We start from the raw sequence: 15,322 nt of genomic DNA, 5'->3' as shown, positions 1-15,322 counted from the left end.
TCGCCGTGCTCGGCGCGTCCGGCCCTCTATCGATCGGAGCCGAGGCCCGCCAAGGCCGCCGTGCTAGTACATCTCCGGCTTCAATACGCCGATATAGGGCAGATTGCGGTACCGCTCAGCGTAATCAAGCCCATAGCCCACGATGAACCGATCGGGGCATTCGAAGCCGATATATTTGCATTCGATCTTCGCCTGCGCCAGCGTCTTCTTGCGAAGGAGCGTGGCCACCTCGAGAGATGCGGGATGGCGCGACGCCAGGTTTTTCAACAGGTACTTCAGGGTAAGGCCGGAGTCGAGGATATCCTCGGCCACGACAACGTGACGGCCCTCGATCTCGGAGGCGAGATCCTTGAGGATTCGCACGACGCCGGAACTCCTCGCTCCGTCGCCATACGACGACACGGCCATATAGTCCATTTCGACCGGCAGCTCGATCCGCCGCGCTAGATCAGCCATGAAGATGGCCGCGCCGCGCAAAACCGAGACCAAGACGATGCCTTCGTCGGCAGCCTCTGCGTAATCGCGCGTAATCTGGGCTCCGATTTCGTCCACGCGCCGAGCGATCTCGTCTTCCGTGAACAAAACCTCAGCGATATCGTTATGCACCGTGCCTGGCCTTTTCGTCGCACTCCGCAGCACCAACGCTCAAAAACCGCATGCGATCTGCGCGATCAGTGAGCGAAGGCCTCACGCTTACCTTGAACCCGGTAAGTGTACCATTGTGGCTTCGGGAAAAGGAGACGATACGGTAACGCCGCCCGACATGCCATGATTTTTACATTTCGCCGAATAAGCTGGGCGTTTATGTTGTTCGCCCGACGGCGCAAGCGCGTGGAGAGCGCGACGCGCTCCACCGACAAGCCGTCGTGCCGAAGCCCGCGCATCGCGCGGAGACAGGCCGCCGCATGCCACGAGGACGCTTACTCCAACGACGGGCGCAGGTCGGGAAATTCGTCCAGCAAACGCTCGACCGGCAGGCCGATGACCGTATCGAGCGCGCCGTCCACGCGCTCGACGAGCTTCGCCCCTTCGCCCTGCACGGCATAGGCGCCCGCCTTGTCGAACGATTCCCCTTTGCGCAGGTAATCGGCTATCTCGTCGTCGTCAAGTTCGCGAAACGTCACGGCCGAAGCGTCGGCGAACGTGCGAAAGCCGATCGAAAGGCTCTCGGCCTCCGGAGCGGCGACCATCCAGACCGAAACGGCCGTCACCACCTCGTGCGTGCGCCCCGACAGTCGGCGCAGCATGCGTTTGGCATCGGAGAGGCTCGTGGGCTTGCCGAATATCTCGCCGTCGCACACCACCATCGTGTCGGCGCCAAGGACCATGGCCACACCTGTGTATTCCTCTGCGAGCACTTCCTGCACGACGGCGCCGGCCTTGCGTTCGGCCAGCTTTTTGGCGGCTTCAGGCGGGTCGTCCAGCAGATCGGGCTCAAGGCTTTCGTCAACCTCCGACGCCCTGACGATGAATTTGACGCCCGCCTGCTCGAGCAACTCCCGACGGCGCGGCGAGCCGCTGGCCAGAATCACGTCGAAAGCGGGGGCTTCTTGGGATGGGGTGTTCTGTTCGTTTTCCATGCGCGGTATTGTAGCATCTTCGGACGGGCGATACGGAAGAAGAGCGAACTGCGACTGGAACCGCGCTTCCTGCCGCCCTGCGCCTCACCGCCGCTTCCGGCGGGAGCGGAAGGCGGCCATCGGCTCGATGCGCACCCCGCGCTTGTTCGCACTGACGGCCAGGTCGCCTTGAATGTTCACCACGTACCCGCCGCGCGGGGCGCCTCCTTCGTCGAACGCATCGAGCAGCGCCTCGATCGATGCCGTCTCCACACGAGCCTCGGATCCCAACATGAGCCCGAGGACGCGCGCGACCACCCGACGCTGCAGTGGTCGGGCGAATCCGCCCAGCTCCGGCGCAAGCGTGCAGCCCGCGGCGCAGTCGGCGTCGGCGCCCTCGACCTGCTCGATCCACGACGCAAGCCGCACCGCAAGCTCGTCCGCCTGCGCATCGAGCATATCATCCTCATCGGCGATGAGATTCATAGTGCGGCACAGCACATCGAGCAGCTGCGGATTGCGCTCTTTGGCGCGTGGCACGATCTCGTGGCGCACGTATGCGCGGAACCGATCGGTATGCGCATTCGTGGCATCCTCGCGCCACAGCGCTCCCTGCTCGTCGCATGCCGTCGGCCGGCCCTCCCGCTCACGCTGCTCGATAAAAGAGCGCAGCTCCTCGCGGCTCGTATCGAGCAAAGGGCGCACCACCGGCCCGTTGCGGTAGCGCATGGAGCGAAAACCGCCCGGCCCGGTGCCCACGATAGAGCGCATATAGAAGCTCTCAACGCGATCGTCGGCCGTGTGCGCCGTAAAAATACGGCCCTCGGCCAGCGGTGCAGCAGCGTGAAGGCAAAGGCTTTCCAGCGCCTCGTTTGCCGCAAGGTAGCGCTCGCGGCGGCCGAGGGCCTCCACGTTCTCCCCCGTGCGCTCGGCCTCGCGCGCGATGTCGATCGTGCAGGAGAACAGCGGGATATCCAAAAGCTCGGCGAGCTGCGCCGCGAACCGGGCGTCGGCCTCGGCCTCCTCGCCGCGCAGGCAGTGGTTGACATGCAGCATGGCCAGATCGCCAACCTGGCCTGCATCGTGCAGCGAACGCGCCGCATACGCAAGCGCCGTCGAATCCGAACCGCCCGACACCATGAGCAGAACAGGCGCATCGGGAGCGCACAGCTCCCGTTCGGCGATAGTCGCCTTCATTCGCTCGATGACGGAGGGAGCTGATGCGGCCATGGCAGCCATCCTTTCGCAAGCGGTCCTTCTTCGCCCGATTATACGCCGGCGCGGCGCCCGACCGCGCAAACGAATAGCCTGGCACGGTCGGACGCAACGTTCGTCACTCGAACAGCGAGGTGGACAGGTAGCGCTCCCCGGTATCGACAGCGAACGTGACGATGACGGTGCCGCGCGCCTCGGGATGATCTTCCACAAGGCGGCGCACCGCTGCCGCATTCGCGCCGGACGAGATGCCCGCCAGCACGCCTTCGCGCGCGGCCAGCATGCGCCCGGCCTCACGTGCTTCTTCGGTACTCACCGAAAGAGCGCCGTCGAGCACATCGAGATCGAGCGTAGCTGGAATGAAGTTCGCTCCGATGCCTTGGATACCGTGAGGTGCGGGCACGAGTTTGGCCTCCGCGAGCGCCTGGGATACAAGAGGGCTCTCGGCGGGCTCAACCGCGAAGAAGCGCGTCGAAGCCCCCTGGGCGCGCAAATAGTGGGCAATCCCTGAAATGGTTCCGCCCGTGCCTGCGCCCGCCACCACATAATCGGGGAACCGGCCGAGCTGCCGGACAATCTCTGGCCCGGTGGTCTCCTCATGGGCACGCGGATTGTCGGGATTCGCGAACTGCCCGACAATCCACGCGCCCGGAAGCTCGCGGCTCAACTCCTCGGCGCGCGCCACTGAGCCCGCCATGCCCTCGGAACCCGGTGTCAGCTCGAGGCGCGCGCCGTACGCAGCCATGAGCATGCGCCGCTCGCGGCTCATGGAGTCAGGCATGACGATGACCACATCATAGCCGCGTGCGGCCCCGATCATGGCGATGGCGATGCCGGTGTTGCCGCTCGTCGGTTCCACGAGCACCGTTCTGCCGGGCTCGATCTCGCCCCGCTCCTCGGCGCGGTCGATCATCGACCGCGCTGCACGATCCTTGATGGACGCGCCGGGATTCGCTGCTTCGTATTTGGCGAATACCTGGGCGCCCACCTCCTTGGAAAGTGCGTCAAGCCCGATGAGGGGCGTATCTCCGATTGCCTGGGATAGAAAGTCTGCTGCCATGGCGGTCTCCTTACGTTAGGCGCGTTCTTCGGCCGGTTCTGAGTCGCAGCCGCCGGAACGCCGCTCCCCTTCAGCCAGGAACGCTTGCTCGAACTCCTCCGGCGGAACGGGCCTGCCGAACAAAAACCCCTGAATGAAGTCGAGGCCCATCCCGTTGACGATTTCATATTCGTCGTCGGTTTCGACGCCTTCGAGACATACGAGGATGCCCACGTCGTGGCAGAGCGCCACGACGAAGCGAATGAACGTGGCATCGAAGGTACTCTTCTGAATATCGCGGATAAACGTTCGATCTATTTTCACGATATCGGCAGGAGAGGACTTCAGCACCCCGAGCGCCGAATACCCCGTGCCGAAATCGTCCATGGCAACCCGCACGCCCAGCTGTCTGATCTCGTCGAACAGCCGCTGCGCCGCGGCGTCCTCCTGCGCGAAGTAGCTTTCCGTCATCTCCACCACCAGATTGTCGGCCGGAAGCGCCACGTCGCCGAGTAGATTGTGGATATCTTGCACGAGGCTCTCCTCGTCAAGCTGGCGATACGACAGGTTCACGCTCATCACGAACGAAGGATCGAGGGCGCTCCACCGTTTGCACATGGCCACGGCTTCGCCCAACACCCATCGGCCCACCGGCACGATAAGCCCGCTCTGCTCAAGCAAGGGGATAAACTCGATCGGAGACAGATCGCCATACGCATCGCAATGCCAGCGAGCAAGCGCTTCGGCCCCCACGATCTTGCCGGTCTTCGCGTCGACTTGCGGTTGATAGCACACGCTGAACCCGTCGAACCCATGCTCGACGCTCTCCCGCAGCAGCTCGTTGAGCTCAAGCGTGCGCGTGCGCTCCTTGAGGATGTCGAACGAGAAGTTCGTGCAGCGCTTCTTGCCATGGCCCTTCGCATACTCAAGCGCATAATTTGCACGCTTCACCAGGTCTTCGTAGGTGGCCGCGTCGCGCGGATAGCATGCGCACCCCGCCGAGAGCGTGCAGTAGAACTTCTTTCCCTCATGCTCGTGCTGCCTATCGAATGCCCCGTTCAGAGCGGCGTACATGCTGCGCAGCTCCTCGGCGCCACCGGGCGTGACCACGGCGAACTCGTCACCATCAAGGCGGAACACGCGCGCCGTCTCCGGCGCCGAGCTCTGAATGCGATGCGCGACGATGCGGATAACCTCGTCGCCGAACGCCCGATCGTACCGATCGTTGATATGGCGAAGATCGTCGATTCCCACCACCATGAGGCCTACCGGCTCGCCGGGAGCCTCCTCCAGCCCAAGGCGCACGACGTCTTCGAACTCGAACTTGTTAAACAGGCCGGTCAACGGGTCGACTTTGCTCTTCTTGCCGAGGTTCGCGATAAAGCCCGCGAACAGCGACGGCTTGCCTTTCTCGTCCAGAATGAGCCGGCCGCGGCAACGCAGTCGAACCCACTCGCCTTTGCGGTTCAGTGCGCGATACTCCACCCAATGGCGTGTCGCGCGCCCGTCCACGATCTCCTGGTTCGATTCAAGAAACGCTTGGCGATCATCCTCGTGCACCTTCGCGCCCCAGACGGCGGCGGCGTTCTCCACCACTTCGGAAGGCAGTCCGAACTCATCCACCATGGCGCGCGGATAGCGGAATACGCCCGTCTTCATGTTGCACACATATAAATAATCGTCTGTGCTTTCGACGAGAGCATCGTAGAGGCGGTCGCTTTCATAGGCAAACTCTTCGGAAGCCGATTCTTGCCGGAACGCCGTCTGCTCTTCAAGCGCCTCAAAGTTGTGGTCGATATGGAACCGGCGCTTCTCGACATACATGCGTTGGTCTGCTTGCGCCAACAGCTCGTAGAGTTCGAGAGGAGCCTCGGGATCCGCCTCGGCGATGCCGTAGCAGAACCCGAATTCATAGGGAGGGTCAACGCTCGGAACAAGCCCTGCCAGCGTAGCGCGGGCGCGCTCCATCTTCGTCCGTGCCGATCGCGATCCGCACGCGAACACACAAACGAACTCGTCGCCGCTCAGACGAAAACCGAAATCGCCTTCCTCGAACTCGCGCCGTACCGTCTGCGCTATCGTACGAATAAGATGATCTCCCTCCGCATGGCCGTGCCGATCGTTCACATCCTTGAGTCGATTGATATCGAAAAGCGCTACGCTCAAAGGAGCGCTGCTTGCGCTTGCAGCCGCCAGCGCAAGCCCGAGCTGTTCCTTGCCGGCTCGTCGCGAGAGCAGGCCCGTCAGTTCATCGGTGTTGGCGGATACGAGCGCCGTGACGTCAACCGATTGCTGCAAGTGGACACGGCGGCCGTCGATCCAGGTCACAAGGCTATCGTAGTTACGATAGGTACGACCCGTCACAGAGCTCTCCTCGTCCCACTGCACGAACGGGGTCTCCTCGGACGAGCGCAGCAGAGTTTCGACCGGGCAGAATTCGCAGCGCTCGTTCAGGCCGCTTTGAAGCACGCGCCAGCACACCTGGCCTTCGGGGTCCTCGATGCCGTAATCGTGCTTCATGAACCCATTCATGTACAGAATCTCATCGGTTTCTAGATCCGTCACGTAGATGCTCGTCCGCATGCTCTCGAGCACCGTATCGAACACAAAGCTGCGCAGATCGGCACCCTCGACATCACGCGAATCGGAAGGCTCGCCGCAACGAAGACGCGGCTCGTTGAGGGCGCCGTGCGGACGGAACCCCTCTTCCCGTCCTTGGGGCTCCTCGGTCATCCCATTCATACGAGCGCTCCTTCCTTCGCGACACAGGGCGGCCGCACCTGACCTTCACCGCACTCGATGAGCGCGACCGTTTCTATATGGTCGGTATGGGGGAACATGTCGACCGGCTGGACAACGCGCACGGCAAACCCGTGCTTGGCCAAAAACGCAAGATCGCGCACCTGTGTGGCAGGATTGCACGAGATGTAGACGATGCGCGACGGCGCCAGCTGCACGGCCGCCGAAAGGAACTCCTCGCTAGCTCCCGCGCGCGGAGGATCCATGAGCAGCACATCGGAGCGCTGGCCCGACGCCGCAGCCGCTCGCATGAAGTCGCCGGCATCGCCCGCAACAAAGCGAGCGTTCTCGATGCCGTTGTGCTTGGCGTTCTCGCGCGCGTCGCGGATAGCCGACGCCACAGCATCCACGCCCGTCACGCGGGCGGCGCCGTGCTTGGCCGCTACGAGGCCGATGGTGCCCGTGCCGCAGTAGGCGTCGATGGCCGACTCCGCACCGGTGAAACCCGCAAGCTCGATGGCCGTGCGGTATAAAACCTCGGTCTGCACAGCGTTTACCTGGTAGAACGACTGCGATGAGACACGGAAGCTCAACCCGCAGAGCCGGTCGAGGATGAACCCCGGGCCGTACAGCGTTTGCTCGCGCTCGCCCAGGATGACATTCGTCCGGCGCTCGTTCACGTTCTGCACGATCGTGGTGATAGAGGGACAGCGCTTGACCAGCTCGCGACAGAACGCGCGCGAGCCTGGGAAGTCGCGCCCGTTCGTCACAAGCGTGACGAGCACCTCCCCGCTCGCATGCCCCACGCGCACCACGGCATGGCGCAGAAAACCGGTGCCCTTGTCTTCGTCGTACGGTTCGATGCCGAAGCGCGGCATGAGGTTGCGAATAGCGAGGATTGCGCGCTTTCCTTCCTCATGCTCGATAAGGCATTCGTCGGTGGCAACGATCCGATGCGTGCCTGCGGCGTACATGCCGCACAGGATCTCGCGCGTTGGGGAACCCGGCGCGGTGCGTCCGCGAGCCCCGCCTGCGCGTGCGCTGCGTGCGGCTCTCCCTTTCGCAGGCGGGCCGCCCGCCATGCCTGGCAGCTTTCGGCCCGGCGCATAGGGAGAGACCACTTTGTTGCGGTAGTGGTACGGTTCATCCATCCCCAGCAGGGGCCGCACTTCGACGTTGCCGAAGCGGGAGAATAAGTCGGCTACGCACGCGTTTTTGCGGGCAAGCTGCTCGGCATAGGGCTCGTTCACGTGCTGGCAGGCACCACACGCTCGAGCATGCGGGCAGCTATACGCGTCGGCTCCGCGGTATTCCGCTTGCTCCTTGCCGACGCGATCGACCCTCGTATTGCCACGCTCGCGATGCTCGAGCGCCCGCTTCTCGTTCGTCATTGACTCCCGCCCGTCATGATGCTTCCGTGGTGCCAATATAGCACATCGATCCGTCGGCCCCTCTGAGGCGCCGGGCATCAGAGGCACGCCGCGGATTCGCAGACGAGCGGAGCGTTGATCGTGCGCGAACGTACTCGCGCTCGTCCGCCGAACCCGAGCCTCCCGGTTCTTTTCGAACGCCGAAGGCCCGCTGCTCAGAAGTGCGCGCCGTCGCGCTAGGCGACAGATGACGATACGTTGACGTCGCGGGCAAATTGCCATGCTTTCTTGATCGGCTTCGGCATTAGGGATACGATGAGCGGCATCTGCGCAAACCATTCCGATGAAAGGACCGCTTCATGACCAAGTTCACGAACGTCATCGTCCGCCGCCCAGCCAAGAGTATGGTCGAGGGCATCACGTCGGCTCCTGAACTGGGCAAGCCCGACTACGAGCTGGCGCTCAAGCAGCATGACGACTACATCGCGGCCCTCAAGGAATGCGGCGTCGAAGTGACCGTGCTGCCGGCGCTCGAGCAGTACCCCGATTCCTGCTTCGTGGAGGACCCGGCCGTTATCACGCGCTGCGGCGCCATCATCACGAACCCGGGCGCGGCCAGCCGCAACGGCGAGAAGGACGAGATCGAGCCGGCCGTGCGCCAGTTCTTCGACAACGAGCACGTGAAGCACATCGTGGCGCCCGGCACGCTGGACGGTGGCGACGTGATGATGGTGGGCGACCACTTCTACGTGGGTCAGTCCGCCCGCACGAACGAGGAGGGCATCCGCCAGTTTTTCGAGATCCTGGAGGGCTGGGGCCTCGAGGGCTCCGAGGTGAAGCTGGAGAAGGTGCTGCACCTGAAGACCGGCGTGAACTACCTGGAAGATGGCAACATGCTGGTGTCCGGCGAGTTCGTGACGAAGCCCGACTTCGAGCAGTACCACCGCATCGAGATCCCCGAGGACGAGGCCTACGCCGCGAACTGCATCTGGGTGAACGGCACCGTCATCGTGCCCGAGGGCTACCCCACCGTGCTGAAGGCCGTGCAGGACGCCGGCTACGAGACCATCACCGTGGACACGAGCGAGTACCGCAAGCTCGACGGCGGCCTGAGCTGCCTTTCCTTGCGCTTCTAGCGCCCCGCCCTCGAACTGCGAAGGAGGCCGCGCGGTAACGGTTTCGCGACCGTATCGCGCGGCCTCCTTTTCCACACCCTATAGTGCTAGCCGAGAAAAAGCATGCGAAAGGACCCGTCATGAACTTCATCATCCGCTGGCTCGTCACCGCCGTCGCCGTGGGAGCGGCCGTGTGGCTGGTGCCCGGCATCGCCGTAGCCGGCACTACCGAAACCTGGGTGGCCGTCGCGATATTCGGCCTGATCCTTTCCATCGTCAACATCGCCATCAAGCCCATCATGCAGGTGCTGAGCCTGCCCATCACGGTCCTGACGTTGGGCATCTTCTACCTCGTCGTGAACACGCTCATGCTCTACATCGCGGCATGGATATCGAACGGCCTGTTCAACGTCGGCTTCGACATAGCCACCTTCGGCAGCGCGTTCGTGGCATCCATCGTGATCAGCATCGTGTCGGCCTTCATGAACGCCATCGTGGGCAAGGACTAGCCGCACGGTTCCATCCGCTTGCCCGACGGCCCTCAGCCTCCAAAAGCTGCGGGCCGTCGGCGCATCAAAGGGCGATGCGGTAGATCTCGCGAGCGTCGTCCATGGTGAGCTTTTTAAAGCTGCCGAAGGGCTCGCCTTTGTTGGCCTTGAGCGTGGGAATGAGCTTCTCAATGTCGTCCTCGTCCACGCCCAACTCGGTCAACGCTGTCGGCATGCCGAGGGATGCGAAGAACGCACGCGTCTCGTCGATAGCGGAGAGCGCATCGGCCTCCAGGTCGCCGGTGGGGGCCAGGCCGAACACCTCGCGGCCGTAATAGGCGAAGCGCGCCGGATTCGCGTCGTAGACGAACTCCATCCACGCGGGAAACATGACGGCCAATCCCGCGCCGTGAGTGATCTCGGGATACAGCGCGCTCAGCTCGTGCTCAAGTCCATGCGTGGCCCAATCCTCGTGGCGCCCGATACCGGCCAGGCCCTGATGGCACAGCATGCCCGCCCACATGACGTTCGCGCGCGCATCGTAGTTCTCCGGCTCCACCAGCACACGAGGCGCCTCGGCGCGCACGGTCTTCATGAGCGACAGGTTGAGGTTGTCCGTGACGGGCACGGCTCCCACGTCGTCGAAGAAGCGTTCGAGCAGGTGGCAGAACATATCGGTGAGACCGGCAGCCGTCTGGAACGTCGGCAACGTGAAGGTGAGCTCGGGGTTCATGAACGCGAGCTTCGGACGTTGCGCGTTGTTCGCATAACCCGACTTCATCTGGAGCTCGTCGTTCGATACAACGGTGTTCTTCGACGCCTCGCTTCCGGCGGCCGGAATGGTGAGCACAACCGCGATGGGCAGCACATCGTCGGTCTGCTGCTTCGTCTCGAAGAAATCCCACACGTCGCCGTCGTAACGCGCTCCCACGGCGATGGCCTTCGCCGAGTCGATGACCGATCCGCCGCCCACGGCGAGCACCCAATCGATGCCGTGCTCCTTGCAAAGCGCCACTCCCTCGCGCACCAGCGTTATCTCGGGATTCGGGCGCACGCCACCTAGCTCGACATGTTCGATTCCCACCGCGTCGAGCGATGCCTTCACGCGATCGACGAGACCACTCTTGATGGCACTCTGCCCACCGAAGTGCACGAGCACCGTGCGCGCACCATGTTCGGCAAGCTTCGTGCCTGCCTGCTCTTCCGCGCCCTTGCCGAACACGAACTGCGTCGGCGACACGAACTCGAAGTTCTCCATCTCCTCGACCGCCCTTCTTTCGAATTGGTAACAGCATGCAGGGTATCTTTGCATGATACCGTAGAATGACATCGTTGCTTCACGTTGCCGAATCGATCCTCCTTTGAAGGGAACTTGTCATGCAGGAATCAAACGCTCGTACTCTCCGCGGGGTCAGTATCGCCGTCGTCGTGCTGTCCGTACTCGCCATTGCGGCGTTCCTCATCGGCGCTGTCGCAGTCGGCGTATTCGGCGCCTTTGCAGCCGACCCCAGTTTGTATGGAAACGGCATCTCCCTTGAAGGATACGATCACGGGCAGTACGATTCGCTGGGCCCTGAGGGCATAGCCAGCCTGGTCGGGCTCTCGATTGGCATTGCCATGGCGTTTTTGGTGTGGGGGCTGCTGTGCGCAGCCGCTTCGCTCATTGCAGGCATCCTCGGTATTCGCAACTACAATAAGCCCGAGAAATTGGGGGCGATGTTCGGTTGGTCCATCGCCGGCGCCGTGGTCGCATTTCTCTCGGGACGGATCATTACCACGATCCTGCTCGTCATAGCTGCCGTCTACGCCCACAAGCTGCGCAATCCCCTACTGGCAGCGTATGCGCAGCCCCAACCGGTCTACGGACAGCCGTATCAGCCCCAGCAGCCGTACGCCGCACCGCAGCCTCCCGCGGGGCAGCCGGCTCCTATCGCACAGCCGTACGCCGCACCGCAGGGTGCAACGGATCAGCATCGGAATTCGTCCGACCAGCAGCCCCCCGTCCGGTAGCTGGCGTCGGCGCGCCCCGCGCGCTTGCCTGCACGCTCGAGCACAGTCGCGACGACGCCGTCCGAGGATTCCTCGGACGGCGTCGTTCGTCAAGACGGTGCGGCATTCAACATGGACGACAAGACCATCGTGAAAGCCGGAACGACATGCACTCCCGGCCTCGCGTTCTGCGCCCGTCGCGTACGCATTTCAGCTACGCTTCCCGCGCCTCGATGGTCGTTTCCCGCCAGCCGAGCAGTATCACCCCAAAGCGACGTCGAGAATCATCATCACAAGAAAGCCCGCCATGACGCCAAGCGTTCCCGCATTCGAATGCTCGCCCAGATGCGCTTCGGGAATAAGCTCCTCCACCACCACATACATCATGGCGCCGGCAGAGAACGCCAGCATCCACGGCATGTAGGGCGCAATGATTCCAGCGAACAGCACGACAAGGATGCCGAATACAGGCTCGGCCAAACCCGAAAGCGCACCCAAGCCGAACGACTTCACGGGGCTCATGCCCTCCTGGAGCATGGGCAACGCCACGGCAGCGCCTTCCGGCACGTTCTGGATGCCGATGCCGATGGCCAACGCCACGGCCATGCCGAACATGCCCGGATCTCCGCCGCTGTTCGCGGCCATCGCGAACAGCAGGCCCACGCTCATGCCCTCGGGTATGTTGTGCAACGTGACCGCCGTGAACAAGAGCGTCGGGCGATCCCACTTGCTGGGAAGCCCTTCGGGCTTGTCATCACCCGGATGCAGATGCGGCATTACCTGATGAAGCACCATGAGAAACGCCACGCCCAGCGCGAATCCTCCCGCAGCGGGGAGCCAGCCCGCCTGGCCCGCTTCCTCGGCTTGCTCGATCGCGGGAATGAGCAGCGACCACACGGATGCCGCGATCATAACGCCGGCCGCAAAACCCAAAAATATCCGTTGGAGCAACATGCTGTTGCGCTTGCGAAACAAAAAGACCGAGGCCGCACCCAGCGTCGTCATGGAGAACGTGAACGCCGTGCCGCACGCGGCCCAGAGCAGTGCCTGTTGCATGGCCGTCCTTTCATATCACGGCGCGATGCACAGTGCCGTCGCGCCTTGTGCCGATGCACGTGAGAAAGCATCAGTGTACGCCTTTTGCGCGGCGAGCGTTCAGCCTTTCGCCAGGCGTTACCAAGTCCTCGACCGCGCGCTTGGCTCCATCTCCGGCCTATTCCGATCCCCTGCACCCTGCACAGCGCTCCCCTGTGCGCAACCGGCACGCAATGAGGCCGGGGACTCGTCCCCGGCCTCATCGAAAGGAATACCGACAGCATCGCTTGGCTTATCTTGATTGCCCGCGAGCCCACCGCTGTTCGCGATGTCGCAATAATACCGCACGAGACTGTTACTTGGCGAAGATAGTCTTAGTCGCTTGTATTGCGTTCGTACACTGTCGGACGAGGCGCATTGTACTCTCTTTCCCGAGTGAACAGAACCCCTCCCACCCCTTTTTGTGCAGGTGAACAATCAAATTGTTGCCCACCCGTGGCAGGGCCGTTGAAGGAAGCGGCACCTAAGTCCCTCGCGCTGCCGGAGCGCGCACTGGTCGCCCCGCGGCTGCGAGATCTACTCGGCTGCCGCTAGAGGGCTCGGAACGGAGTACACGCGCGCGGCGTTCTCCTGATCGAGGTCGTAGAGAGCTTTGGCGTCAGAGCCGAACAGCTTCATGCGGGTGATCATCTTGTCGGCGTTGTCCTCTTCCTCCTGCTGCTCCTCGATGAACCAGTCGAGGAATTTCATGGTGCGGTAGTCCCGCACGTCGGCCGCAGCGGCGTAGATATCGTTGATCAGGCCGGTGACGTACTTCTCATGCTCGAGGGCGGCTTCAAGCGGGGCGAGGAAGTCGGAAAACTCCTTGTCGGGCTGGTCGATGGCCAGAAGCTTCACCTTGCAGCCGTTCTCGTGCAGGTAGTTGCGAAAGATGATGGCGTGATCACGCTCCTCTTGCGCCTGAATCTCGTACCAGTTGGCGAAACCCTCGAGTCCCTCCTCCTCGTAGTAGTCGGCAAACGACAGGTACAGGTAGGCCGAGTAAAGCTCCTTGTTGATCTGATCGTTCAGCAGTTCGTACACACGTGCGTCCATAACGGGAACCTCCTTCTCGTGTGGCTTGAGGCGCCTGACGGCGCCCCGCTTCTGTCGCCTTCTACTATAGCGCTGATCAGGCTTTGCCCGGACGACCGGCGGTCCGGGCGTGAAAAATTAACATAGCGAAGCCGCCCGTTCTGCCCCTTCGACAGCGCGTGCAAGGGCATCGGCCGCCTGATCGGCGCAAGAGGGATCGCAGGACGCATCGTTCACGACGAATCGATGGCAGCTCGAAACGCGGGCCTCCTCGGTCGCGCAGTACGCTGCGAGCGGGACGACCTCCACGCCTTCGGCCCGCGCCGCGGCCGCAACATCCTCGTCGCGTGCGTCCGTTGCGATGCCGAGGACGAAATGCAGGCCCGCATCAGCCTCCTCCACGTCGAGCCGATCGCCAAGCGAACTTGCTTTGAGCGCGCTCACGAGCGCAGCCCGTACGGTGCGGCAGCGGTTCCGCGCACGGTTCACATGGCGCTCGTAGTCGCCGCGCTCCATGAACCGCGCAAGCGCGAGCTGATCGATGGCGCCCACCGTGCTCGCATAGAACCCGAGCCGCTCGCGAAACGCCCTGGCAAGATGCGACGGCAGCACGAGGTAGCCGATACGGAAGGCGCTTCCAAGGCTTTTCGTGAACGTGTTCACGTAGATGACCCGCTCGGATGCGTCGATGCTTTGCAGTGCAGGAAGGGGCCTGCCCGCCAGCCGGAACTCGCAATCATAATCGTCTTCCACCAGATAGCGGCCGGGAGCATCAGACGCCCAGCTCAGAAGCTCGTAGCGACGACTCACCGGCACGGCGGCCCCCGTGGGGAATTGATGCGACGGCATGCAGTGCAGCACGTCGGCGCCGCTTTTCCGCAACGCGCGCATGGACACCCCCCGCCCATCGAGCTGAACGGGCACCACATCAACATCGTTCGCCCGGTAGATGCTTGCAAGGCGCGGATAACCGGGATCCTCCACGGCAAGGCGGCAGCTGCGACCCACGAGCTGGATGATGGTGTGATAGAGCGTCTGGGCGCCTGCGCCGATGACAACCTGCTCGGGATCGACGCGCATGCCCCTGAACCCGAGCAGATAGGAAGCGATAGCCTCTCGCAAGCGACGCGATCCGGCAGCGTCCGACGCAGCGGCTGCAAGCGAGCGCTCGGACTCCTCGGTCAGGACGGCCCGCACCGTGCGCGCCCACATCCGATAGGGGAACACGCCCTCGGGCCAGGCGCTGCCGGCGAAGCCGGCCGCAAGCGGCGGCCCGGGATGCGCGTTACACGAAGGGTCCTCATCCGGCGGGCACTCCATTCCGCCGCGCGCATCGGACGAGTGCGCACTGCCGGCGGGCCGTGCGAGTCCGACGGCGGAACGCAGATCGCGAACCGATCCTGCGCTCTCGGACGTGTGCTCGAATCCCACGGGCATGCGCGCTGCTGCAGGCATGGCGAGATCGCATGCGAAGTATCCTTTGCGCTCCACCGCCTGCACGTAGCCTTCTGCCGCGAGCTGCGCGTAGGCGCCCTCCACCGTGGACAGGCTCACGCCAAGGTGCCGTGCGAGTGCGCGCTTGGACGGCAGTTTCTCACCGGCTTTGATAGCCCCTTGCTCGATGTCATTTCGGATGCAGCGGTACAAATATTCGTAGCGGTTCGCATCGCCGCGCTGTTCGAGCTCGTACGTTAGCATC

13 protein-coding genes are annotated in these 15,322 nt (G+C 63.2%); 3 read left to right on the top strand and 10 right to left on the bottom strand.

What is annotated here, in order from left to right; all coding sequences use genetic code 11:
- Positions 1 to 63 precede the first annotated feature (63 nt).
- From hpt to rlmD, 6 genes are all read right to left on the bottom strand, one after another.
- Positions 64 to 606 (bottom strand): hypoxanthine phosphoribosyltransferase, encoded by a 543-nt coding sequence (hpt, locus tag ABGT83_RS11850; protein ID WP_346687761.1) that lies wholly within the window; start codon positions 604 to 606, stop codon positions 64 to 66.
- Positions 607 to 920: 314 nt separating this feature from the next.
- Positions 921 to 1,580 (bottom strand): Maf family protein, encoded by a 660-nt coding sequence (locus ABGT83_RS11845; protein WP_103263764.1) that lies wholly within the window; start codon positions 1,578 to 1,580, stop codon positions 921 to 923.
- 84 nt (positions 1,581 to 1,664) lie between these two features.
- A complete protein-coding gene (gene tilS / locus ABGT83_RS11840; RefSeq protein WP_418762859.1) occupies positions 1,665 to 2,756 on the bottom strand; it encodes a tRNA lysidine(34) synthetase TilS in 1,092 nt (363 codons plus the stop codon).
- 136 nt (positions 2,757 to 2,892) lie between these two features.
- The gene (cysK, locus tag ABGT83_RS11835; RefSeq protein WP_346687759.1) at positions 2,893 to 3,834 is read right to left on the bottom strand and encodes a cysteine synthase A; all 942 of its coding nucleotides are present in this window, start codon (positions 3,832 to 3,834) and stop codon (positions 2,893 to 2,895) included.
- A gap of 15 nt (positions 3,835 to 3,849) precedes the next feature.
- Positions 3,850 to 6,555 (bottom strand): EAL domain-containing protein, encoded by a 2,706-nt coding sequence (locus ABGT83_RS11830; RefSeq protein ID WP_346687757.1) that lies wholly within the window; start codon positions 6,553 to 6,555, stop codon positions 3,850 to 3,852.
- Positions 6,552 to 7,943, bottom strand: a complete 1,392-nt coding sequence (gene rlmD / locus ABGT83_RS11825; protein ID WP_346687755.1) for a 23S rRNA (uracil(1939)-C(5))-methyltransferase RlmD — start codon at positions 7,941 to 7,943, stop codon at positions 6,552 to 6,554. The genes ABGT83_RS11830 and rlmD overlap by 4 nt, the downstream gene beginning before the upstream one ends.
- Before the next feature lie 338 nt (positions 7,944 to 8,281).
- Here rlmD and ABGT83_RS11820 point away from each other — a divergent pair, with 338 nt between their 5' ends.
- Both ABGT83_RS11820 and ABGT83_RS11815 read left to right on the top strand, forming a co-directional pair.
- Complete coding sequence (locus ABGT83_RS11820; RefSeq protein WP_103263760.1) at positions 8,282 to 9,058, top strand: dimethylarginine dimethylaminohydrolase family protein; 777 nt, start codon at positions 8,282 to 8,284, stop codon at positions 9,056 to 9,058.
- Between the two features lie 119 nt (positions 9,059 to 9,177).
- Positions 9,178 to 9,546 carry a phage holin family protein gene (locus ABGT83_RS11815; RefSeq protein WP_346687753.1) on the top strand — a complete coding sequence of 123 codons (369 nt, stop codon included), beginning with the start codon at positions 9,178 to 9,180 and terminating at the stop codon, positions 9,544 to 9,546.
- Between the two features lie 64 nt (positions 9,547 to 9,610).
- Here ABGT83_RS11815 and ABGT83_RS11810 read toward each other — a convergent pair whose 3' ends face one another.
- Entirely contained in the window at positions 9,611 to 10,783 is a 1,173-nt protein-coding gene (locus ABGT83_RS11810; RefSeq protein WP_346687752.1) for an iron-containing alcohol dehydrogenase, read from the bottom strand.
- A 119-nt stretch (positions 10,784 to 10,902) separates the two neighbouring features.
- On the opposite strand from ABGT83_RS11810, the gene ABGT83_RS11805 reads away from it, so the two are divergent.
- Positions 10,903 to 11,535: a hypothetical protein gene (locus ABGT83_RS11805; RefSeq protein WP_346687750.1), complete on the top strand. Its 633-nt coding sequence runs from the start codon at positions 10,903 to 10,905 to the stop codon at positions 11,533 to 11,535.
- Positions 11,536 to 11,775: 240 nt separating this feature from the next.
- Here the strand turns inward: ABGT83_RS11805 and ABGT83_RS11800 are convergent, their stop codons facing one another.
- From ABGT83_RS11800 to ABGT83_RS11790, 3 genes are all read right to left on the bottom strand, one after another.
- Positions 11,776 to 12,570, bottom strand: a complete 795-nt coding sequence (locus tag ABGT83_RS11800) for a ZIP family metal transporter (protein WP_346687749.1) — start codon at positions 12,568 to 12,570, stop codon at positions 11,776 to 11,778.
- Positions 12,571 to 13,125: 555 nt separating this feature from the next.
- Complete coding sequence (locus ABGT83_RS11795; RefSeq protein WP_103263756.1) at positions 13,126 to 13,644, bottom strand: ferritin; 519 nt, start codon at positions 13,642 to 13,644, stop codon at positions 13,126 to 13,128.
- A 117-nt stretch (positions 13,645 to 13,761) separates the two neighbouring features.
- Positions 13,762 to 15,321, bottom strand: a complete 1,560-nt coding sequence (locus tag ABGT83_RS11790; RefSeq protein ID WP_346687748.1) for a PLP-dependent aminotransferase family protein — start codon at positions 15,319 to 15,321, stop codon at positions 13,762 to 13,764.
- Position 15,322: the final 1 nt, after the last annotated feature.

Origin of the sequence: Enteroscipio rubneri (assembly GCF_963929405.1) — a bacterium.
In the GTDB taxonomy this organism is placed as follows: domain Bacteria; phylum Actinomycetota; class Coriobacteriia; order Coriobacteriales; family Eggerthellaceae; genus Enteroscipio; species Enteroscipio rubneri.
The sequence above is the reverse complement of the archived record's forward strand: the minus strand, read 5'-3'. Positions and strand labels throughout refer to the sequence as shown.

What these genes read in the sequence shown, in the direction of transcription:
- ABGT83_RS11790 (WP_346687748.1), bottom strand. Translation starts at nt 15,321, where the DNA reads ATGCTAACGTACGAGCTCGAACAGCGCGGCGATGCGAACCGCTACGAA.
- tilS (WP_418762859.1), bottom strand. Translation starts at nt 2,756, where the DNA reads ATGAAGGCGACTATCGCCGAACGGGAGCTGTGCGCTCCCGATGCGCCT.
- rlmD (WP_346687755.1), bottom strand. Translation starts at nt 7,943, where the DNA reads ATGACGAACGAGAAGCGGGCGCTCGAGCATCGCGAGCGTGGCAATACG.
- ABGT83_RS11845 (WP_103263764.1), bottom strand. Translation starts at nt 1,580, where the DNA reads ATGGAAAACGAACAGAACACCCCATCCCAAGAAGCCCCCGCTTTCGAC.
- ABGT83_RS11830 (WP_346687757.1), bottom strand. Translation starts at nt 6,555, where the DNA reads ATGAATGGGATGACCGAGGAGCCCCAAGGACGGGAAGAGGGGTTCCGT.
- ABGT83_RS11810 (WP_346687752.1), bottom strand. Translation starts at nt 10,783, where the DNA reads ATGGAGAACTTCGAGTTCGTGTCGCCGACGCAGTTCGTGTTCGGCAAG.
- ABGT83_RS11800 (WP_346687749.1), bottom strand. Translation starts at nt 12,570, where the DNA reads ATGCAACAGGCACTGCTCTGGGCCGCGTGCGGCACGGCGTTCACGTTC.
- cysK (WP_346687759.1), bottom strand. Translation starts at nt 3,834, where the DNA reads ATGGCAGCAGACTTTCTATCCCAGGCAATCGGAGATACGCCCCTCATC.
- ABGT83_RS11820 (WP_103263760.1), top strand. Translation starts at nt 8,282, where the DNA reads ATGACCAAGTTCACGAACGTCATCGTCCGCCGCCCAGCCAAGAGTATG.
- ABGT83_RS11815 (WP_346687753.1), top strand. Translation starts at nt 9,178, where the DNA reads ATGAACTTCATCATCCGCTGGCTCGTCACCGCCGTCGCCGTGGGAGCG.
- ABGT83_RS11805 (WP_346687750.1), top strand. Translation starts at nt 10,903, where the DNA reads ATGCAGGAATCAAACGCTCGTACTCTCCGCGGGGTCAGTATCGCCGTC.
- ABGT83_RS11795 (WP_103263756.1), bottom strand. Translation starts at nt 13,644, where the DNA reads ATGGACGCACGTGTGTACGAACTGCTGAACGATCAGATCAACAAGGAG.